Genomic DNA, 19,421 nt, shown 5'->3' with positions numbered 1-19,421 from the left:
TCCTCCGTGCGCACACGTCTCCTTCCGCTGCTCATCGTGCTCATGGCCGGTGTGCTCCTCGCCCTCGGCTTTCCGCTGGCCGCGAGCCTGGCCGCCGCCGAGCAGCAGCGGCTCGTCGTCGACCGGCTCGACGACTCGGCCCGGTTCGCCGCGCTGGCCCAGTTCGTCACCGAGAACGACCCCGGCCTCGACGAGCGGCGCGCCACCCTCGTCGGCGAGCTGGACAGCTATCACGACGTGTACGGCATCCGGACCGGCGTCTTCTACCGTGACAACCGCGCCATGGCCGGAGCCCCGGAGGACTGGACCGTCCCCGAGAAGGGGGAGGGCCGCCGCGCCTTCCAGGAGGCGCTGCTCGGCCGCCGCAGCCACGACCCGCCGCAGGTCTGGCCCTGGCAGGCCGGCGCCCGGCTCACCATCGCCTCCCCGGTCGTCCGGGACGGGGACGTCGTCGCCGTCGTCGTCACCGACTCGCCCACCGATCAGCTGCGTTCGCGGATCCTGCACGGCTGGCTGCTGATCGCGGCCGGCGAGGTGGCGGCCATGCTGGTCGCCGTCGGCGCGGCGTTCCGGCTCACCGGCTGGGTGCTGCGCCCGGTCCGGGTGCTCGACGCGGCCACCCACGACATCGCCACCGGCCGGCTGAACTCCCGGGTCGCCGCCGCCGGCGGTCCGCCCGAACTGCGGCGGCTGGCCAAGTCGTTCAACGAGATGGCCGACAACGTCGAGGACGTCCTCGAGCAGCAGCGGGCCTTCGTCGCCGACGCCTCCCACCAGTTGCGCAACCCGCTCGCCGCGCTGCTGCTGCGGATCGAGCTGCTCGCCCTCGAACTCCCGGAGGACAACGAGGAGATCGCCTCCGTCCGCACCGAGGGCAAGCGGCTCGCGCAGGTCCTCGACGACCTCCTCGACCTGGCCCTCGCCGAGCACGTCGCCGCGGATCTGCGGATCACCGACATCGGGGAGCTCGCCGCCGAGCGGGTCGCGGCCTGGCGGCCGGTGGCCGACGAGAAGGGCGTACGGCTGCTCCTGGAGGGCGGCGCGGTGACCGCCTGGGCGGACCCGGTGGCCCTGTCCAGCGCGCTGGACGCCGTGATCGACAACGCCCTGAAGTTCACCCCGGAGGGCGAGAAGGTCACCGTCCGGACGGCCGCGAACGGCGAGAAGGTGACGATCGTGGTCACCGACCTCGGTCCCGGGCTGACCGACGAGGAGCTCACCCGCGTCGGCGACCGCTTCTGGCGCAGCGGACGCCACCAGAACGTCAAGGGCTCCGGGCTGGGCCTGTCCATCACTCGCGCCCTGCTGGCCGCGGGCGGCGCCGCCATCGCCTACGCCCCCAACGAGCCGCACGGCCTGCGCGTGACCGTCACCGTCCCGCGCACGGCCCCGCCGGACCGGCCTTAGGGTTCCTCAGGGCTTCACCGACTGGTAGTACCGCTTCGCCCCGTCGTGCAGCGGCAGCGGGTCCGTGTAGATCGCCGTCCGCAGGTCCACCAGCTGCGCCGGGTGGACCTGGCCTCCGATCCGGTCCCGGCTGCGGATCACCGTGCGGGTGAAGCCCTCGGCCATCGCCGCGTCCGTGCGCTCCGTGGTGACCAGCAGGTTCGTCACGGCCAGCGTCTTCACCGGCTGCCAGTCCTGCGCCAGCGGGTACGCGTCCGCGGGGACCACCGCGGAGCGGTAGTGCCGGGTGGAGGCGCCGTTGTCGTGCAGCTGGGCGATGAGCTCGTCCTCCAGCGGCACCAGCCGCACCGGATGCCGCTGCGAGAGCGACTGCACGGCCCGCGTGGGCAGACCGCCGGACCAGAAGAAGGCGTCCAGCTCGCCGCGCTGCAGAAGCCCGGGCATGGTGTCGATGCCCGCCGAGACCGGTCTGATGTCGGTCTCCGCGTCGAGCCCGGCGGCGGTCAGCACCCGGTCGGCGATCAGCCGGACGCCGGAGCCCTCCTGCCCCACCCCGACCCGCAGCCCCTTCAGCCCGGCGACGGAGGTCACCTTGGAGGACTTGGGGACGATCAGCTGCACATAGTCGTCGTAGAGCCGGGCGAGCCCGCGCAGCCGGTTCGCGCCGGGCTTGCCGTCGCTCTGGTACTGGGCCACGGCGTCCGCAGTCGCCACGGTGAAGTCGGCCTCGCCGGAGGCGAGCCGCGCGAGGTTCTGCTGGGAGCCCTCGCTGTTGCGCAGCGTTATCGACACGTCCGGCAGATCCCGGGCCAGCGCCACCCGGAGCAGCTCGCCGTACTGCTGGTACACGCCCGTGGGCACGCCCGTGCTGAAGGTGACCCTGCCGCTGGGCGCGGGGCCGCCCGGCGGGAACAGCCACCAGGCGAGCAGCCCGCACACCACCGCGAGCACGGCCGACACCTGGACGGCGCGGCGGCGGGCGAAACGGGACAGGGCGCGGGACATGCCGCGATCCTGCCACCTCACTCCCCGTGACGGCCAGGCCATGGCGTGGGACCGCCTACCCTTGTGACATGACCATCAGCGACCGGAGCCAGGCAGTGGACGTCCAGCGAACCTACGAAGTACGCACCTACGGGTGCCAGATGAACGTCCACGACTCCGAGCGGCTCTCCGGTCTGCTGGAGAACGCCGGCTACGTGCGCGCCCCCGAGGGCGCCGACGAGGCCGACGTAGTGGTCTTCAACACGTGCGCGGTCCGCGAGAACGCCGACAACAAGCTGTACGGCAACCTCGGCCACCTCGCGCCGAAGAAGGCCGCCCGGCCCGGCATGCAGATCGCCGTCGGCGGCTGCCTCGCCCAGAAGGACCGCGACACCATCGTCAAGCGGGCCCCCTGGGTCGACGTGGTCTTCGGCACCCACAACATCGGCAAGCTGCCGGTGCTCCTGGAGCGCGCCCGCGTCCAGGAGGAGGCGCAGGTCGAGATCGCCGAGTCGCTCGAGGCCTTCCCCTCCACGCTGCCGACCCGCCGCGAGTCCGCCTACGCGGCCTGGGTCTCGATCTCCGTGGGCTGCAACAACACCTGCACCTTCTGTATCGTCCCGGCGCTGCGCGGCAAGGAGGAGGACCGCCGTCCCGGCGACATCCTCGCCGAGATCGAGGCGCTGGTCGGCGAGGGCGTCTCCGAGATCACCCTGCTCGGCCAGAACGTCAACGCCTACGGCTCCGACCTCGGCGACCGCGAGGCCTTCAGCAAGCTGCTGCGCGCCTGCGGCGGGATCGAGGGCCTGGAGCGGGTCCGCTTCACCTCCCCGCACCCCCGCGACTTCACCGACGACGTGATCGCGGCCATGGCCGAGACCCCGAACGTGATGCCGCAGCTGCACATGCCGCTGCAGTCCGGCTCCGACCCGGTGCTCAAGGCGATGCGCCGCTCGTACCGGCAGGAGCGGTTCCTGGGGATCATCGAGAAGGTCCGCGCCGCCATCCCGCACGCGGCCATCTCCACCGACATCATCGTGGGCTTCCCCGGCGAGAGCGAGGAGGACTTCGAGCAGACCATGCACGTGGTCCGCGAGGCCCGCTTCGCGAACGCCTTCACCTTCCAGTACTCCAAGCGCCCCGGCACCCCGGCCGCCGAGATGGAGAACCAGATCCCGAAGGAGGTCGTGCAGGCCCGCTACGAGCGCCTGGTCGCCCTCCAGGAGGAGATCTCCTGGGACGAGAACAAGAAGCAGGTCGGCCGCACGCTGGAGGTCATGGTCGCCGAGGGCGAGGGCCGCAAGGACGGCGCCACCCACCGCCTCTCCGGCCGCGCCCCCGACAACCGGCTGGTCCACTTCACCAAGCCGGACGAGGAGGTGCGCCCCGGTGACGTGGTGACGGTCGAGATCACCTACGCGGCCCCGCACCACCTGCTGGCCGAGGGCCCGGTCGCCGCGGTCCGCCGCACCCGCGCCGGCGACGCCTGGCAGAAGCGCACCGAGGCCGCCGCGGCCAAGCCGGCCGGCGTGCTGCTCGGCCTGCCGAAGATCGGCGTCCCGGAGCCGCTCCCGGCCGCCTCCGCGCCGGCCTGCGGCAGCCACTGACGAGGCGACGCCCGGCCCGCGGCAGCCACTGACCGCGTGACGGGCCGGGGCTTCAGGGGCGCAGTAGGCTGCGGATCATGCTTGTCGCCGCCGCCGTGTGCCCCTGCCCGCCCCTGCTCGTCCCCGAGGTCGCGTCCGGGGCCGCACCCGAGCTGGACGCCGCCCGGACCGCCTGCGCGGACGCCGTCGGCGTACTCGCCGCGTCCCGCCCCGACCGGCTGTACGTGGTCGGGCCGGCCGGCGGCGCGGACCGGACGGAGTTCCCGCAGGGGTCGGCGGGCTCCTTCGCCGGCTTCGGCGTAGACGTGTCCGTACGGCTCGGCGAGGGTCCACAGGGGGAGCGGCCGCTGCCCGCGTCCCTGGCCGTCGCGGGCTGGCTCCTGGAACGGGAGCAGTGGGCCGCGGCGCCGCTGACCGGCCTGGGTGTGGGCGACCTGCGCGACGCCGCGTCCTGCGCCGCCGACGGCAGGGAGCTGGCCGGCTCCGCGGAGCGGGTGGCGCTCCTGGTGACGGGCGACGGCAGCGCCTGCCGCACGCTCAAGGCCCCCGGCTACCTGGACGACCGGGCCGCGCCCTTCGACGCGGCCGTGGCCCGGGCGCTCGCCGCCGCGGACACCGGGGCCCTGCTCGGCCTGGACGAGGAGCTGGCGCGCGAACTGAAGGCGGCCGGCCGCGCACCCTGGCAGGTGCTCGCCGGAGCCGCCGAGGGCACCGGCCTGGAGGGCCGGCTGCTCCACGAGGACGCCCCGTACGGGGTGGGCTACTTCGTGGCGGTCTGGAGCTGAAACGGCCCGGGGCTGAAGCGGTCCGGAGCTGAAACGGCCCGGGGCGGGGGCTAGGAGGCCGGTGGCGGGTTGTCGCCGTCCTCGCGCTCCTTGTGCGCGATCCGTCCGACGGTGCCCTTGGCCTTGCCCGTCCCGCTGTGGATCTTGGTGCTGTACTTGCCCTTGGTCTTCTCGTCGACGAGCCGTGCGGCCTTGTCCAGGTTCTCGTCGATCTTCTTCTCGTGCTTCTTGGCCAGGTCGGACACCTTGTCCTGGGCCGGGGCGAGCTTGGCCTTCAGCGAGTCCATGAAGCCCATCGGGTCACCGTCCTCGGTATGTCCTCGGGTATCGAAAACGCCCAAATCATCCTGAATGCATAGCGTACTCGTGCGGACGGACAATGCGATGCCGGAGGTTTGGGAGACTGGGGCGGTGAGAAGTGCAGCTCCCGCACCGCGGGTCATCGCCGTCGTCGGCCCCACCGCGGCCGGCAAGTCCGATCTGGGCGTCCACCTCGCCCGGCAGCTCGGCGGCGAGGTCGTCAACGCAGACTCCATGCAGCTCTACCGCGGGATGGACATCGGCACCGCCAAACTGACCGAGGAGGAGCGCGGCGGCATCCCGCACCACCTCCTCGACATCTGGGACGTCACCGAGGCCGCCAGCGTCGCCGAGTACCAGCGCCTCGCCCGCGCCGAGATCGACCGGCTGCTCGCCGCCGGCCGCACCCCGGTCCTGGTCGGCGGCTCCGGCCTGTACGTGCGCGGCGCCATCGACGCCCTGGAGTTCCCCGGCACCGACCCGGCCGTCCGCGCCCGCCTGGAGGCCGAACTGGAGGAGCACGGCTCCGGCGCGCTGCACGCCCGCCTGGCCGCCGCCGACCCGGAGGCCGCCCGCGCGATCCTGTCCGGCAACGGCCGCCGGATCGTCCGCGCCCTCGAAGTCATCGAGATCACCGGCAAGCCCTTCACGGCCAATCTGCCGGGCCCCGACTCCGTCTACGACACCGTGCAGATCGGCGTCGACGTCGGCCGCCCCGAGCTCGACGAGCGGATCACCGTACGGGTCGACCGGATGTGGGAGGCGGGACTCGTCGACGAGGTGCGCGCCCTGGAGGCCGCCGGGCTGCGTGACGGGCGCACCGCCTCCCGCGCCCTGGGCTACCAGCAGGTGCTCGCGGCGCTCGCGGGGGAGTGCACCGAGGAGGAGGCGCGCGCCGAGACCGTACGCGCCACCAAGCGCTTCGCGCGCCGTCAGGACTCCTGGTTCCGCCGCGACACGCGCGTGCACTGGCTCAGCGGCGCGGCCGAGGACCGCGGGGAACTCCCGCACCTCGCGCTGACGTTGGTCGAACGAGCGGTTACAGCCTGATCACGTGATGGCATCGGGACGCACTGCCCGTCAATTCGGGGGTCGGGGGCGTGCCATCATCGAGCATCGATCGACCAAGTGGAGTCCGAGTTGGGAGGGCGCGTGGCGATGGAGGCCGGCCCTCGCGACAGAGAACAGCACGAGGCACAGGACGCCCGGGACGGCGCCCTGGGCGCGATCCGCGGCGGCGCCCGTGACGCCGACGCGGCGGGCCTGACCCCGGACGGCCCGGACGACGCGGAGGGCTCCTCGGTCGAGGTCGCCCCCGACGAGGTCGAGGTCGAGATCCGTCCCCAGCGCCGGCTGCGGATCTGGCAGCTCGCTCCCATCGTCGGGCTCGCCGCCCTCGGCTCCCTGATGTTCGCCTTCCCGCTGGCCTTCGGCTCCGGCGAGGGCGGCCCGGTCGTCGCCATGCTCGGCCTGCTCATCAGCTGCTGCGCCGCCGGCTGGGGCATGATGGCCGCCCGCAAGGTCGGCCACACCTGGCCCGGCCTGCCCGCCCGCGGCTCCGGCGAGCGCCCCGACTGGCGGGTCCTCGCCCTGTACCTGGGCATCAGCGCCGTCCTGGTGGCGCTGGCGGTGTGGCGGGTGGCCCGGCTGCGCTGAGCGGCCGTCGTCGCCCCGCACAAGACCCTGCGTCGTACCCCACCCGTACGATGGATCACGTGACCAGCACCCAGAACGCGCCGCTCGCCTTCCTCAAGGGACACGGCACCGAGAACGACTTCGTGATCGTCCCCGACCCGGACAACGCCGTGGCGCTCGACGCCGCGGACGTCGCCCGGCTCTGCGACCGGCGAGCCGGCCTCGGCGGCGACGGACTGCTGCACGTGGTGCGCAGTGCCGCCCACCCCGAGGCGAAGGACCAGGCAGGCGAGGCCGAGTGGTTCATGGACTACCGCAACGCGGACGGCTCCGTCGCCGAGATGTGCGGCAACGGGATCCGCGTCTTCGCCCGCTACCTGGAGCACGCCGGCCACGTCGCCGCCGGCGAGGTCGCCGTCGCCACCCGTTCCGGCGTCAAGCGCGTCCACCTCGACAAGGACGGCTCCGTCACCGTCGCCATGGGCCGCGCCGTCCTCCCCGAGGAGAGCGTGACGGTCACCGTCGACGGCAAGAGCTGGCCCGCCCGCAACGTGAACATGGGCAACCCGCACGCCGTCGCGTTCGTCGACTCCCTCGACGACGCCGGAGAGCTGCGCGAGGAGCCGCCGTACGCGCCTGCTTCTGTGTACCCGGACGGCGTGAACATCGAGTTCGTCGTCGACCGCGGCCCCCGGCACGTCGCCATGCGGGTCCACGAGCGCGGCGCCTCGGAGACCCGCTCCTGCGGCACCGGCGCCTGCGCCGTGGCCGTCGCCGCCGCCCGCCGGGACGGCGTCGACCCCGCGCAGACCGGCACGCCGGTCACGTACACCGTGGACGTGCTCGGCGGGACGCTGACCATCACCGAGCACCCCGACGGCCGGGTCGACATGACCGGCCCCGCGGTGATCGTCGCCGAGGGCGTCGTCGACCCGTCCTGGCTCGGCGCCGGGGCCTGAGGGCACGGCGCCCGGTTCTCCCGAATCGCACACGAAGCAAACGGCGCCCTCGCCGCCCTTCGCTCGAATGGGTGATCCGTTTCACGCTGAGCGAGAGCGGGACTGCGCCACGTGGTGGGGTCGGTAGCATCAAGCACCGGCCCCACGTGCACACCGTGCCCGCCCACCGCCGGTCGACGCCGCCGGAGGTGCCCCATGAGCGCAGAGGCCACCAACCCTGACGCCCCCAGCCGCCGCCGCGCCCGCCCGCGGCTCGACCTCCGCAGGCTGGGCCGTGCCGCACTGCTCGGACCCGCCGCCCGGGACCGGCTGCCGGACGCCATCGGGCACGTCGCCGAGGCCCACCGCGCGCACCATCCCGACGCCGACCTGGCCGTGCTCCACCGGGCGTACGTACTCGCCGAGATCTCGCACCGCGGCCAGTTCCGCAAGAGCGGCGAGCCGTACATCACGCACCCGCTCGCCGTCACCCTGATCCTCGCCGAACTCGGCGCGGAGACCACCACGTTGACTGCTGCGCTGCTCCACGACACCGTCGAGGACACCGAGGTGACGCTGGATCAGGTGCGCGAGGAGTTCGGCGAGGAGGTCTGCTATCTCGTCGACGGCGTCACCAAGCTGGAGAAGGTCGACTACGGTGCCGCCGCCGAGCCCGAGACCTTCCGCAAGATGCTCGTCGCCACCGGCAACGACGTCCGCGTGATGTCGATCAAACTCGCCGACCGGCTGCACAACATGCGCACCCTCGGCGTGATGCGCCCCGAGAAACAGGCCCGCATCGCCAAGGTCACCCGCGACGTCCTGATCCCGCTCGCCGAGCGGCTCGGCGTCCAGGCGCTCAAGACCGAGCTGGAGGACCTGGTCTTCGCCATCCTCCACCCCGAGGAGTACGAGGCCACCCGCGCCCTCATCGCCGACAACAGCAGCGCCTGCGACGCCCTCGCCACCATCGCCGAGCAGGTCTCCGGCGTGCTGCGGGAGGCCGGCATCACCGCCGAAGTCCTCGTCCGGCCACGGCACTTCGTCTCCGTCCACCGGGTCCGGCTCAAGCGCGGCGAGCTGCGCGGCACCGACTTCGGCCGGCTTCTCGTCCTCGTCGGCGAGGACGCCGACTGCTACGCCGTGCTCGGCGAACTCCACACCTGTTTCACGCCGTTGATCTCCGAGTTCAAGGACTTCATCGCGGCCCCCAAGTTCAACCTGTACCAGTCGCTGCACACCGCCGTCGCCGGCCCCGACGGAGCGGTCGCCGAGGTCCTCATCCGCACCCACCTGATGCACAAGGTCGCCGAGGCCGGCGTCGTCGCCCTCGGCAGCCCCTCCGCGACCGCGGACGCCGAGCCGGCCGAGGACGGCGAGCGCGCCGAGGACGGGGAGCGCGCCGACCCCACCCGCCCCGGCTGGCTCACCCGGCTCCTCGAATGGCAGCGGTCCACGCCCGACCCCGACACCTTCTGGACCTCGCTGCGCGACCATCTCGCCGAGGACCGCGAGATCACCGTGTTCCGTCCCGACGGCGGCACCCTCGGCCTGCCCGCCGGCGCCACCTGCGTCGACGCCGCCTATGCCCAGCACGGTGAAGCGGCCCACACCTGCCTCGGCGCCCGCGTCAACGGCCGGCTCGCCACCTTGAGCACCGTCCTCGGCGACGGCGACACCGTCCAGCTGCTGCTCGCCCAGGACTCCACCTCCGGTCCCTCCCCGGACTGGCTGGAGCACGCCCGCACGCCCGCCGCCCGGCTCGCCATCACCGCCTGGCTCCAGGCCCACCCGGAGACCGCCAAGGCCCCCGCCGTCACCCCCCGCCCGCCCTCCGCCGTCACCGCCGACCGCCGCGCGGCCGTCGGCGCCGTCGTCGACCTGCCGGGCGCACAGGTACGGCTGGCCGGCTGCTGCACCCCCGTGCCGCCCGACGCGATCACCGGCTTCCACGTCCGCGGCGGCGCGGTCACCGTCCATCGCGCGGAATGTCCCGGCGCCGAGCGCATGACGACGCTCGGCCGCACCCCGCTCCCGGTCAGCTGGGGCGACACCCTCTCCTGCCGGGTCACCCTGGTCGCCGAGTCCTTCGGCCGGCCCCGGCTGCTCGCCGACCTCACCGAGGCCATCGCCACCGCCGGCGCGGCCGTCGTCTCCGCCACCGTCGAGCCGCCCACCGAGCAGCGCGTCCGCCACACGTACACCCTCCAGCTGCCCGACGCCGCCGGGCTGCCCGCCCTGATGCGGGCCATGCGCGACGTCGCCGGCGTCTACGACGTCAGCCGGGTCCGCCCGCCTGCCCCGTCCACCGTGCGCTGACCTCCTTCGGGTGGCGGCTGCGCGCGCCGCCCCGGGCGGCGGGCGGCGCCCTGGTAGCGGTAGCCCATGCTGCTCACCCCCCGACCCTCCGTCCGCCGTCGCCGGCTGCTCCGGGCCGCGGTGCTCGCCGCCGCCTCCGCGGGCCTGGTCGCCGCCGCGCTGCCCGCGCCGGGACCGCTCGGCATCGGCGACCCGCTCTTCCCGCACCTCGGCAACCCGGGCTACGACGTCCTCGCCTACGACCTCGACCTCACCTACCCGGGGCGGAACACCGAGCCCCTGAAGGCGGTCACCGGCATCGAGGCGATCGCCACCGAGGACCTGGACCGCCTCAACCTCGACTTCACCCACGGCACCGTCAGCGCGGTCCGGGTCGACGGCGCCCCCGCCGCGTACACGACCACGGGCGAGGATTTGGTGATCACGCCGAAGGAGCGGATCGACGCCGGGGACACCGTACGGATCTCGGTCACCCACACCAGCGACCCGACCGGGCCCGCCGAGGCCGGCGGCTGGGTGCGCACCTCGGACGGCCTGGCCATGGCCAACCAGGCCGACGCCGCCCACCGGGTCTTCCCGTCCAACGACCACCCCGCCGACAAGGCGTACTTCACCTTCCGCGTCACCGCCCCCGACGGCCTCACCGCCGTGGCCAACGGTCTGCCCGTCGACCGCACCGAGCAGGGCGGCGCCACCACCTGGACCTACCGCACCACCCACCCCATGGCCACCGAACTCGCCCAGGTGTCCATCGGCCGCTCCAAGGTGCTGCACCGCACCGGACCGCACGGCCTGCCGGTCCGGGACGTGGTGCCCGCCGCCGACGAGAAGCTCCTGGAGCCCTGGCTGCGCAAGACCCCGGAGCAGCTGGAGTGGATGGAGGCCAAGGTCGGCCGGTACCCCTTCGAGAACTACGGGGTGCTCGTGGCCGACGCCGAGACCGGCTTCGAGCTGGAGACCCAGACGCTCTCCCTCTTCGAGCGCCGGCTCTTCACCGACGAGCGCTTCCCCGCCTGGCTGGTCGAGGCGATCATGGTCCACGAGCTGGCCCACCAGTGGTTCGGCGACAGCGTCACCCCGCGCCGCTGGTCCGACCTGTGGCTGAACGAGGGGCACGCCAGCTGGTACGAGGCGCTGTACGCCGACGAGAAGGCCGGCCAGTCCCTGGAGCGCCGCATGAAGGCCGCGTACGCCTCCTCCGACCGCTGGCGCTCCACCGGCGGCCCGCCGGCCGCGCCCGAGCCGCCCGCGCCCGGCGAGAAGATCAGCCTCTTCCGGCCGGTGGTGTACGACGGCAGCGCGCTGGTGCTGTACGCCCTGCGCCAGGAGATCGGCAAGGACGCCTTCGAGGAGCTGGAGCGGCGCTGGGTCGCCGACCACGAGAACGCCACGGCCGGCACGGACGACTTCGTCAGGCTCGCCGGCGAACTCGCCGGCCGCGACCTCACCGGCTTCTTCCGGGCATGGCTGTACGGGAAGAAGACCCCGGCCATGCCCGGTCACCCGGACTGGCGCAGCACGCCCGTCACCGCCGTGAAACCGGGATGACGTGTCCCGTCCGGCCGTGTCACCATCTTCGGGTCGGCGACGCGGCCGGGCGGCCGGGAATCTTTCCCGCCCGTCACCCGTTGTGATCGACGTAACCGACTTCCATCGACGTAAGGATCCAATGACCTCCTCTTCATCCCCTTCCCAGGACGCGCAGAGCTTCGCGGAGACCACCCGCACCGAGAGCCTTCGGGCCGATGCCCTGATGGAAGAGGACGTCGCCTGGAGCCACGAGATCGACGGAGAGCGGGACGGCGAGCAGTTCGACCGCTCCGAGCGGGCCGCGCTGCGGCGCGTGGCGGGCCTCTCCACCGAGCTCGAGGACGTCACCGAGGTCGAGTACCGGCAGCTGCGCCTGGAGCGCGTGGTGCTGGTCGGCGTGTGGACCTCGGGAACGGTGCAGGACGCGGAGAACTCCCTCGCGGAGCTCGCGGCCCTCGCCGAGACGGCGGGAGCCCTGGTGCTCGACGGCGTGATCCAGCGCCGTGACAAGCCGGACCCGGCGACGTTCATCGGCTCCGGCAAGGCCCGCGAGCTGCGCGACATCGTGCTCGAGACCGGTGCCGACACCGTCGTCTGCGACGGTGAGCTCAGCCCCGGCCAGCTGATCGCCCTCGAAGACGTCGTCAAGGTCAAGGTGGTCGACCGGACCGCCCTGATCCTCGACATCTTCGCCCAGCACGCCAAGTCCCGAGAGGGCAAGGCGCAGGTCGCACTCGCGCAGATGCAGTACATGCTGCCGCGGCTGCGCGGCTGGGGTCAGTCGCTCTCCCGGCAGATGGGTGGCGGCGGCGGTGGCGGCATGGCCACCCGTGGTCCCGGTGAGACCAAGATCGAGACCGACCGGCGTCGGATCCGCGAGAAGATGGCGAAGATGCGCCGGGAGATCGCGGAGATGAAGACCGGCCGTGACGTCAAGCGCCAGGAGCGCCGGCGGAACAAGGTGCCGTCGGTGGCGATCGCCGGCTACACCAACGCCGGCAAGTCGTCCCTGCTCAACCGGCTGACCGGCGCGGGCGTGCTGGTGGAGAACGCGCTGTTCGCCACCCTCGACCCGACCGTGCGCCGGGCCGAGACGCCGGGCGGCCGGGTCTACACCCTGGCCGACACCGTCGGCTTCGTCCGGCACCTGCCGCACCACCTGGTCGAGGCGTTCCGCTCCACCATGGAGGAGGTCGGCGACTCCGACCTGATCCTCCACGTGGTGGACGGTTCGCACCCGGCTCCGGAGGAGCAGCTGGCCGCCGTACGCGAGGTGTTCCGCGACGTCGGCGCGGTGAACGTGCGCGAGATCGTCGTCGTCAACAAGGCGGACGCGGCCGATCCGCTGGTGCTGCAGCGCCTGCTGCGCGTGGAGAAGCACGCCATCGCCGTCTCCGCCCGTACGGGCGAGGGCATGGACCGGCTGCTCGCGCTGGTCGAGTCCGAACTGCCGCGGCCGCAGGTCGAGACCGAGGTGCTCGTGCCGTACACCGAGGGCGGACTCGTCTCCCGGGTGCACGCCGAGGGCGAGGTGCTCTCCGAGGAGCACACGCCGGAGGGCACGCTGCTCAAGGCGCGGGTGCACGAGGAACTGGCGGCGCTGCTCGCGCCGTTCGTCCCGGCCGCGCACTGACGCGCCCTCCCCCGCAGAAACGGCGGAAGGCCCCGCTTCCTCCTCGTGAGGAGGAAGCGGGGCCTTCCCCTTGCCGTCGTCCGCGTCAGCGGGCGATCAGCGGGCGAACTTCTTGCTGACCATCTCGTGCGCGTCCTTGGCACCGCGGCCGAGCTGCGGACCGGCGAGCCAGCCGTTGCCGCCGGCCGGGCCGATCGAGGTGTTCGACACCAGCGCCGGCTTGCCGTTCGGCATCGTGCGGATCCAGCCGCCGCCGGAGGAACCGCCGGTCATGGTGCAGCCGATGCGGTACATCGTCGGCGTGGCCGGAGCGGTGCTCAGCCGGGACGGCCGGTCGATGCACTTGTGCATGATCAGGCCGTTGTACGGCGGGGCCGCCGGGTAGCCCCAGGCGCCCATGTAGCCCGCCTGGGCCGTCGTCGGCGCGGAGAAGTCGATCGGCAGCGAGGCGCCGACGGTCTCCTCCAGGGACTTGCTGCCGCGCTCGGGCTTCACGTGCAGCACGGCGTAGTCGTACGGCCAGGCGGCGTTGGTGCCGCCGCGCTTGATCCAGTCGCCGGACGTCACGGCCCAGTCGGCCCAGTACTGGCCGTACGGCGCGATCTCGTGCGGCTTGGCGTTGTTGAGCGCCGCCTCCGACTTGCCCAGGTCGTTGAAGGCCGGGACGAAGGTGATGTTGCGGTACCAGCCGCCCTTCTGGCCGGCGTGCACGCAGTGGCCCGCCGTCCAGACCAGGTTGGACTTGCCGGGCCGACGCGGGTCCTTCACGATCGTGCCGGAGCAGACCATGGAGCCCTGCGGGGAGTCGAAGAAGATCTTGCCGACCGGCGCCGCGTTCTTGTGGTACGGCGTCTTCTCCCGCTGCGCCTTGACCGGACGCGGGGTCGGGTCGGTGACGCCGCCGGACGCGGTGCCGGAGGTGGCAGCCATCGTCTGGTCGGGGCTCTTCGCCGCCTTCATGCGCTCGGTGTCCCAGAGCCCCTCGATGACGGGGTTGACGAAGTCCTGGGCCTCGCGCAGCCAGGTCTCCTTGTCCCAGTTCTTCCAGGCGCCGTCCTTCCACTTGTCCGGGTCGACGCCGTGCTTCTTGAGCTTGTCGGCCAGGTCCTTCGGAAGCGTGGCGCCGTCGCCCTCACCGCCGGCGGCCGGGCTGGACGCCCCGGCGGCGGGCTTGTCGTCGGCCGGCGGCTCGGTGGGGCCACAGGCGGTGGCGGTGAGAGCCAGCGTCAGGGCCAGGCCGCCGACGATTATCGTCGGCAGCGGTCGTGCGGAACGCATGAGTAGAAATCCCCCTGAGAGACGTGCAACACGTCCGAAATGCCATGGACGCGTCATGATTGGCTGCCCAGTATGCCGGGCGGAGACGGGCCTTGAGCCATCGGGCCCGGTCGCGGCCCGCCTCCTTCACTGATCTTTCACGGCACGCTCGCTCCGGTGCGGCGGCCGCGAGTCAACTACCCCCGCGCGTACTTGGCGCTGACGGAGTCGTACACGGCCTGCGCCTCCTTGCCCAGCCGCGGACCGGCCAGCCAGCCCGCCGTCACCGGGCCGATGGAGGTGTTGGACACCAGCGCCGGCTTGCCGTCCTTGCCGGTGGCCACCCAACCGCCGCCGGAGGAACCGCCCGTCATCGTGCAGCCGATCCGGTACATCGTCGGCTGGTCGGCCTTGAGCGTGAGCCGGCCCGGCGCGTCCATGCACTGCAGCAGCTTCTGGCCGTCGTACGGCGGAGCCGCCGGGAAACCGGTCGCCGTCATCTTCGCGATCTTGGGTACCGCCGGGGCGTTGAACTCCACCGGCAGCGCCGAACCGACCGTCTCCTCCAGGGACTTGCCGCCGCTGCCCTTCTCCGGCGTCACATGGATGACCGCGAAGTCGTACGGAGCGCCCTGACCGCCGGTCGACGCGCCCTGAGCGATCCACTGCTCGGAGGTCTTCGCCCAGTCGCCCCACCACACGCCGTACGGAGCGACCTGCTCACGGGTGGCCTTCTTCAGCTCGGAGGTCGGCCGGCCGCCGTCGTTGTACGAGGGCACGAAGATGATGTTGCGGTACCAGCCGCCCTTCTTGCCCGCGTGGACGCAATGCCCCGCCGTCCAGACCATGTTGGACTTGCCCGGGTGCGCCGGGTCCTTCACGACCGTGGCCGAGCAGACCATCGAGCCCTCGGGACCGTCGAAGAAGACCTTCCCGGCCTCCGGCGCGTTGTCGTGGTACGGGGCCTTCACGTTCCGCGCCCGCACCGGCGCCGGCGTCGGGTCGGTGACGCCCTCGTCGCCGGAGATGTCCTCCTCCTTGACCGGCTTGTCGGGCCGCTCGGCGTCCCGCATCCGGTCCGGGTCCCAGAGGTCCTCGATGATCGGGTTGACGTAGTCCTTGGCCTCACGGAGCCACTTCTCGCGGTCCCAGTTCTTCCACTCGCCACCGCGCCACTTGTCCAGATCGATCCCGTGCTCCTTGAGCCGGTCCTGCAGTTCCTGCGGGATCTGGATCTTGTCCGGGCCGGCCTCGGACGCGGACGCGCTCGGCTTGTTCTGCGCGTTCTCCTCGGTCGGTCCGCAGGCGGTGGCCGTCAGTGCCAGCGCCGCAACGGCGGACGCTGCGGCCAGCAGCGGACGAATCGGTCGCATGAAAGTGATCCCCCTGGGACTACGTCGACATTGCCGGGCCCCACTATGCCCGCGCCGGTGGGGACGGTTCCCAACGGCCCTGCGGTTCCGGCGAGTCCAGGAACTTGCGTCGGGCCCGTGGCCCAGAGCTTCCGGCGTCGTTGGTACGTACGGGGGACACCTCGATGTGCAACACAACTGTTACAGCGGGAGGAACACGACACCGTGGCCGTGACCGAACCAGCTCCGGCGGTACGTCCGCACTCACGTGGGGGGAACGAGACGGCGCGAGGCGAGTCGCGCGAGGGGTACGAGGGGATCCTGCGGCGCCAGTCACTGCGGGAGTCCGCCGCCCGGACCTACGCGCGCTCCCTGCCCATCGTCCCGGTCCGCGCCCGGGGTCTCACCATCGAGGGCGCCGACGGGCGGCGGTACCTCGACTGCCTGTCCGGCGCGGGCACCCTCGCCCTCGGGCACAACCACCCGGTGGTCCTCGAGGCCATCAAGAAGGTCATCGACTCCGGGGCCCCGCTCCACGTCCTCGACCTCGCCACCCCCGTCAAGGACGCCTTCACCACCGAGCTGTTCGCCACCCTGCCCGGCCCGCTCGCCGACGACGCCCGCATCCAGTTCTGCGGCCCGGCCGGCACCGACGCCGTCGAGGCCGCGCTCAAACTGGTCCGCACCGCCACCGGCCGCAGCGGCCTGCTCGCCTTCACCGGCGCCTACCACGGCATGACGGCCGGCGCCCTCGACGCCTCCGGCGGCGCCCCCGACGTACGCGTCACCCGGCTGCCGTACCCGCAGGACTACCGCTGCCCGTTCGGCACCGGCGGGGACCGCGGGGCCGAACTCGGCGCGCGCTGGACCGAGAACCTCCTCGACGACCCCAAGAGCGGCGCGGGCACCCCGGCCGCGATGATCCTCGAACCCGTCCAGGGCGAGGGCGGCGTGATCCCCGCGCCCGACGCCTGGATGCGCCGGATGCGGCAGATCACCCGCGAGCGCGGCATCCCGCTCATCGCCGACGAGGTGCAGACCGGCGTCGGCCGCACCGGCGCGTTCTGGGCGGTCGAGCACAGCGGCGTCGTCCCCGACGTCATGGTGCTCTCCAAGGCCATCGGCGGCTCCCTGCCGCTCGCCGTCGTGGTCTACAAGTCGGCGCTCGACGCCTGGGAGCCCGGCGCGCACGCCGGCACCTTCCGGGGCAACCAGCTCGCCATGGCGGCCGGCGCGGCCACCCTGGCGTACGTCAGGGAGAACCGTCTCGCCGAGCGCGCGGCCACCCTCGGCGCACGGATGCTCGCCGGCCTCCAGGGCCTCGCCGCCACGCATCCCTGCATCGGCGACGTACGCGGCCGGGGCCTGATGATCGGCGTCGAACTGGTCGACCCCGAGGCCGAGGACCCCGAAGCCCCCGTCCCGCCGCCCGCGCCCGCGCTCGCCGTCGCCGTCCAGCGGGCCTGCCTCGACCGGGGCCTGATCGTCGAACTCGGCGGCCGGCACAGCGCCGTCGTCCGGCTGCTCCCCCCACTCACCCTCACCGACGAACAGGCCGAGGCCGTCCTCGACCGGTTCGCCGACGCCCTGGCCGCCGCCGAGCGCGGCCCGCGGCAGCGGACCGACACCGGAACCTGCCACTGAACCCGGACCGGTCCGGACCGAACCCGGCCCCAGCCCAAGGAAGCCCCGTGAACGCCAGTCCCGCACCCGAAGCGTCCGACGCCCTCCCCCCGACGGCCGCCCGCGGCCCGCTCGCCGTCGACGTGGCCACCGTCCCGCGCCAACAGTCGGGCCCGTACGACCCCCGGCCCGCGGCTCCGGCGGACACCCCCGCCCCGGTCGAGCCCCCGGCCGCGCCGCCCGTCGCGCCCCCGGCTCCCGCCGCGGCGGAGCCCACCGGCGTGACCGGCGAGGACCTCCTCGACCACCCCGACCCCGAACGGGCCGCGGACGCGGCGGCCGTCGAGAACCTGCTCCGCTGCTGGGCCCGCGAGAAGAACCTGCGCGCCCCGGACGGCGACACCCTGCGCATCCCGCTCGACGCCAGCGGCGCCGCCCTGCTCGTCCCCGTCCGCTACTGGTCGCCCACCGGCTGGCACCGCTTCGGGCCCCCCGTCCTCGACCACGCCCCGCGCAGCGCCCCGCCCGTCGACGCCGTCACCGTCGCCGCGCTCATCGGCCGGGAGAGCGGCCGCCCCGAGGGCACCGACCTCGTCGGCCGCGTCGCCGACTCCGTACGCCGCACCGCCGACTTCATCGCCGAGCGGCGGCGCGACCCGGCGCCGCCCCCGGCCGCCGACCCCTTCCTCGCCGCCGAACAGTCCCTGCTCCTCGGCCACCCGCTGCACCCCACCCCGAAGAGCCGCGAAGGACTTTCCGAAGCCGAGGGCCGGCTCTACTCGCCCGAGCTGCACGGCGCGTTCCCGCTGCACTGGATGGCCGTCGACCGCACCGTCCTCGCCACCGACTCCGCCTGGACCGAACAGGGCCGCCTGGTCTCCGCCGCCCGGCTCACCACCGGCTTCGCCGAAGGGCTCGACCTCCCCGACGGAACCGTTCCCCTGCCGCTGCACCCGTGGCAGGCCCGCGAACTCCGCCACCGCCCCGCCGTCGCCGAACTCCTCGACGCCGGACTGCTGCACGACCTCGGCCCGCACGGCCGGCCCTGGCACCCCACCTCCTCGGTGCGCACCGTCCACCGCCCCGACGCCCGCGCCATGCTCAAGCTCTCCCTCGGCGTGCGGATCACCAACTCCCGCCGGGAGAACCTCCGCAAGGAACTCCACCGCGGCGTCGAGGTCCACCGGCTGCTCCGCACCGGGCTCGCCGAGCAGTGGCAGGCCGCCAACCCCGGCTTCGACATCGTCCGCGACCCCGCCTGGCTCGCCGTCGACGGCTCCGACGGCGACCCCATCCCCGGCTTCGACGTGATGATCCGTCACAACCCCTTCGGCCCCGACGACGACGCCGTCTGCATCGCCGCCCTCACCACCCCGCGCCCCTGGCCCGGCAGCACCCGGATGCGCTCCCGCCTCGCCGACCTGGTCGGCCGCCTCGCCGCCCGCACCGGCCGGCCCACCGGAGCCGTCGCCGCCGAGTGGTTCCTGCGCTACCTCGACCACGTCGTCCGCCCCGTGCTCTGGCTCGACGGCGCCGCCGGCGTGGCCCTGGAGGCGCACCAGCAGAACACCCTCGTCCTGCTCGGCCCCGACGGCTGGCCCATCGGCGGCCGCTACCGCGACAACCAGGGCTACTACTTCCGCGAATCGCACCGCGACGAGCTGGAGAAGCGACTGCCCGGCATCGGCGCCGTCAGCGACACCTTCGTCTCCGACCAGGTCACCGACGAACGCTTCGCGTACTACCTCGGCATCAACAACGTCCTCGGCCTGATCGGCGCGTTCGGCGCCCAGCGGCTCGCCGACGAGCGCGTCCTGCTCGCCGCCTTCCGCCAGTTCCTCGGCTCCGTCACCGGACTCGGCTCGCCGCTGCCGCACCGCCTCCTGGAGGCCGCCACCCTGCGCTGCAAGGCCAACCTGCTCACCCGGCTGCACGGCCTTGACGAGCTCGTCGGCCCCGTCGACACCCAGTCCGTCTACGTCACCGTCGCCAACCCGCTCCGCTCCTGACCCCCTTCTGCCCACCGCTCTGTCCACCGCCGAGAGGAGAGC

Annotated in this window: 15 protein-coding genes; 11 read left to right on the top strand and 4 right to left on the bottom strand. The window is 73.1% G+C overall.

Annotated features, from left to right (window positions below; genetic code table 11):
• Nucleotides 1-6 precede the first annotated feature (6 nt).
• Nucleotides 7-1,407 (top strand): ATP-binding protein, encoded by a 1,401-nt coding sequence (locus ACGFMM_RS28305; RefSeq protein ID WP_393649289.1) that lies wholly within the window; start codon nucleotides 7-9, stop codon nucleotides 1,405-1,407.
• A gap of 6 nt (nucleotides 1,408-1,413) precedes the next feature.
• Here the strand turns inward: ACGFMM_RS28305 and ACGFMM_RS28300 are convergent, their stop codons facing one another.
• Complete coding sequence (locus ACGFMM_RS28300; protein ID WP_393649288.1) at nucleotides 1,414-2,412, bottom strand: TAXI family TRAP transporter solute-binding subunit; 999 nt, start codon at nucleotides 2,410-2,412, stop codon at nucleotides 1,414-1,416.
• A gap of 68 nt (nucleotides 2,413-2,480) precedes the next feature.
• Between ACGFMM_RS28300 and miaB the strand changes: the two genes are divergently transcribed.
• Nucleotides 2,481-3,998, top strand: a complete 1,518-nt coding sequence (miaB, locus tag ACGFMM_RS28295) for a tRNA (N6-isopentenyl adenosine(37)-C2)-methylthiotransferase MiaB (RefSeq protein WP_393649287.1) — start codon at nucleotides 2,481-2,483, stop codon at nucleotides 3,996-3,998.
• A 77-nt stretch (nucleotides 3,999-4,075) separates the two neighbouring features.
• The gene (locus ACGFMM_RS28290; protein ID WP_393649286.1) at nucleotides 4,076-4,783 is read left to right on the top strand and encodes a class III extradiol dioxygenase subunit B-like domain-containing protein; all 708 of its coding nucleotides are present in this window, start codon (nucleotides 4,076-4,078) and stop codon (nucleotides 4,781-4,783) included.
• Between the two features lie 50 nt (nucleotides 4,784-4,833).
• On the opposite strand, the gene ACGFMM_RS28285 is transcribed toward ACGFMM_RS28290, so the two are convergent.
• Nucleotides 4,834-5,079 carry an antitoxin gene (locus ACGFMM_RS28285; RefSeq protein WP_393649285.1) on the bottom strand — a complete coding sequence of 82 codons (246 nt, stop codon included), beginning with the start codon at nucleotides 5,077-5,079 and terminating at the stop codon, nucleotides 4,834-4,836.
• A 115-nt stretch (nucleotides 5,080-5,194) separates the two neighbouring features.
• Here ACGFMM_RS28285 and miaA point away from each other — a divergent pair, with 115 nt between their 5' ends.
• From miaA to hflX, 6 genes are all read left to right on the top strand, one after another.
• On the top strand, nucleotides 5,195-6,133 hold the full coding sequence (gene miaA, locus ACGFMM_RS28280) for a tRNA (adenosine(37)-N6)-dimethylallyltransferase MiaA (protein ID WP_393649284.1): 939 nt from the start codon (nucleotides 5,195-5,197) through the stop codon (nucleotides 6,131-6,133).
• 108 nt (nucleotides 6,134-6,241) lie between these two features.
• On the top strand, nucleotides 6,242-6,739 hold the full coding sequence (locus ACGFMM_RS28275; protein WP_393649330.1) for a hypothetical protein: 498 nt from the start codon (nucleotides 6,242-6,244) through the stop codon (nucleotides 6,737-6,739).
• Between the two features lie 50 nt (nucleotides 6,740-6,789).
• Complete coding sequence (gene dapF, locus ACGFMM_RS28270) at nucleotides 6,790-7,677, top strand: diaminopimelate epimerase (RefSeq protein ID WP_393649283.1); 888 nt, start codon at nucleotides 6,790-6,792, stop codon at nucleotides 7,675-7,677.
• Between the two features lie 195 nt (nucleotides 7,678-7,872).
• Nucleotides 7,873-9,975, top strand: a complete 2,103-nt coding sequence (locus ACGFMM_RS28265; RefSeq protein WP_393649282.1) for a RelA/SpoT family protein — start codon at nucleotides 7,873-7,875, stop codon at nucleotides 9,973-9,975.
• Between the two features lie 66 nt (nucleotides 9,976-10,041).
• Nucleotides 10,042-11,523, top strand: coding sequence for a M1 family metallopeptidase (locus tag ACGFMM_RS28260; RefSeq protein WP_393649281.1), 1,482 nt, complete (start codon nucleotides 10,042-10,044; stop codon nucleotides 11,521-11,523).
• 121 nt (nucleotides 11,524-11,644) lie between these two features.
• On the top strand, nucleotides 11,645-13,138 hold the full coding sequence (gene hflX, locus ACGFMM_RS28255; protein WP_393649280.1) for a GTPase HflX: 1,494 nt from the start codon (nucleotides 11,645-11,647) through the stop codon (nucleotides 13,136-13,138).
• A gap of 96 nt (nucleotides 13,139-13,234) precedes the next feature.
• Here the strand turns inward: hflX and ACGFMM_RS28250 are convergent, their stop codons facing one another.
• Both ACGFMM_RS28250 and ACGFMM_RS28245 read right to left on the bottom strand, forming a co-directional pair.
• On the bottom strand, nucleotides 13,235-14,416 hold the full coding sequence (locus ACGFMM_RS28250) for a trypsin-like serine peptidase (protein ID WP_393649279.1): 1,182 nt from the start codon (nucleotides 14,414-14,416) through the stop codon (nucleotides 13,235-13,237).
• Nucleotides 14,417-14,592: 176 nt separating this feature from the next.
• Nucleotides 14,593-15,768, bottom strand: a complete 1,176-nt coding sequence (locus ACGFMM_RS28245) for a trypsin-like serine peptidase (protein WP_393649278.1) — start codon at nucleotides 15,766-15,768, stop codon at nucleotides 14,593-14,595.
• Nucleotides 15,769-15,972: 204 nt separating this feature from the next.
• Between ACGFMM_RS28245 and ACGFMM_RS28240 the strand changes: the two genes are divergently transcribed.
• Complete coding sequence (locus ACGFMM_RS28240) at nucleotides 15,973-17,391, top strand: diaminobutyrate--2-oxoglutarate transaminase family protein (RefSeq protein WP_393649277.1); 1,419 nt, start codon at nucleotides 15,973-15,975, stop codon at nucleotides 17,389-17,391.
• A gap of 47 nt (nucleotides 17,392-17,438) precedes the next feature.
• Entirely contained in the window at nucleotides 17,439-19,379 is a 1,941-nt protein-coding gene (locus ACGFMM_RS28235; RefSeq protein ID WP_393649276.1) for an IucA/IucC family protein, read from the top strand.
• The last annotated feature ends 42 nt before the right edge of the window (nucleotides 19,380-19,421 follow it).

It is taken from the genome of Streptomyces sp. NPDC048604, assembly GCF_043199435.1.
Taxonomy (GTDB): Bacteria; Actinomycetota; Actinomycetes; order Streptomycetales; family Streptomycetaceae; genus Streptomyces.
Note: the sequence above shows the minus strand (reverse complement) of the source record. Positions and strands in the feature narration are given on the sequence as shown.

Excerpts from the sequence above, each read along its gene's own strand:
- ACGFMM_RS28275 (WP_393649330.1), top strand. The coding sequence starts at position 6,242 with ATGGAGGCCGGCCCTCGCGACAGAGAACAGCACGAGGCACAGGACGCC.
- ACGFMM_RS28285 (WP_393649285.1), bottom strand. The coding sequence starts at position 5,079 with ATGGGCTTCATGGACTCGCTGAAGGCCAAGCTCGCCCCGGCCCAGGAC.
- ACGFMM_RS28245 (WP_393649278.1), bottom strand. The coding sequence starts at position 15,768 with ATGCGACCGATTCGTCCGCTGCTGGCCGCAGCGTCCGCCGTTGCGGCG.
- ACGFMM_RS28250 (WP_393649279.1), bottom strand. The coding sequence starts at position 14,416 with ATGCGTTCCGCACGACCGCTGCCGACGATAATCGTCGGCGGCCTGGCC.
- miaB (WP_393649287.1), top strand. The coding sequence starts at position 2,481 with ATGACCATCAGCGACCGGAGCCAGGCAGTGGACGTCCAGCGAACCTAC.
- hflX (WP_393649280.1), top strand. The coding sequence starts at position 11,645 with ATGACCTCCTCTTCATCCCCTTCCCAGGACGCGCAGAGCTTCGCGGAG.
- dapF (WP_393649283.1), top strand. The coding sequence starts at position 6,790 with ATGGATCACGTGACCAGCACCCAGAACGCGCCGCTCGCCTTCCTCAAG.
- ACGFMM_RS28265 (WP_393649282.1), top strand. The coding sequence starts at position 7,873 with ATGAGCGCAGAGGCCACCAACCCTGACGCCCCCAGCCGCCGCCGCGCC.
- ACGFMM_RS28290 (WP_393649286.1), top strand. The coding sequence starts at position 4,076 with ATGCTTGTCGCCGCCGCCGTGTGCCCCTGCCCGCCCCTGCTCGTCCCC.
- ACGFMM_RS28260 (WP_393649281.1), top strand. The coding sequence starts at position 10,042 with ATGCTGCTCACCCCCCGACCCTCCGTCCGCCGTCGCCGGCTGCTCCGG.
- ACGFMM_RS28300 (WP_393649288.1), bottom strand. The coding sequence starts at position 2,412 with ATGTCCCGCGCCCTGTCCCGTTTCGCCCGCCGCCGCGCCGTCCAGGTG.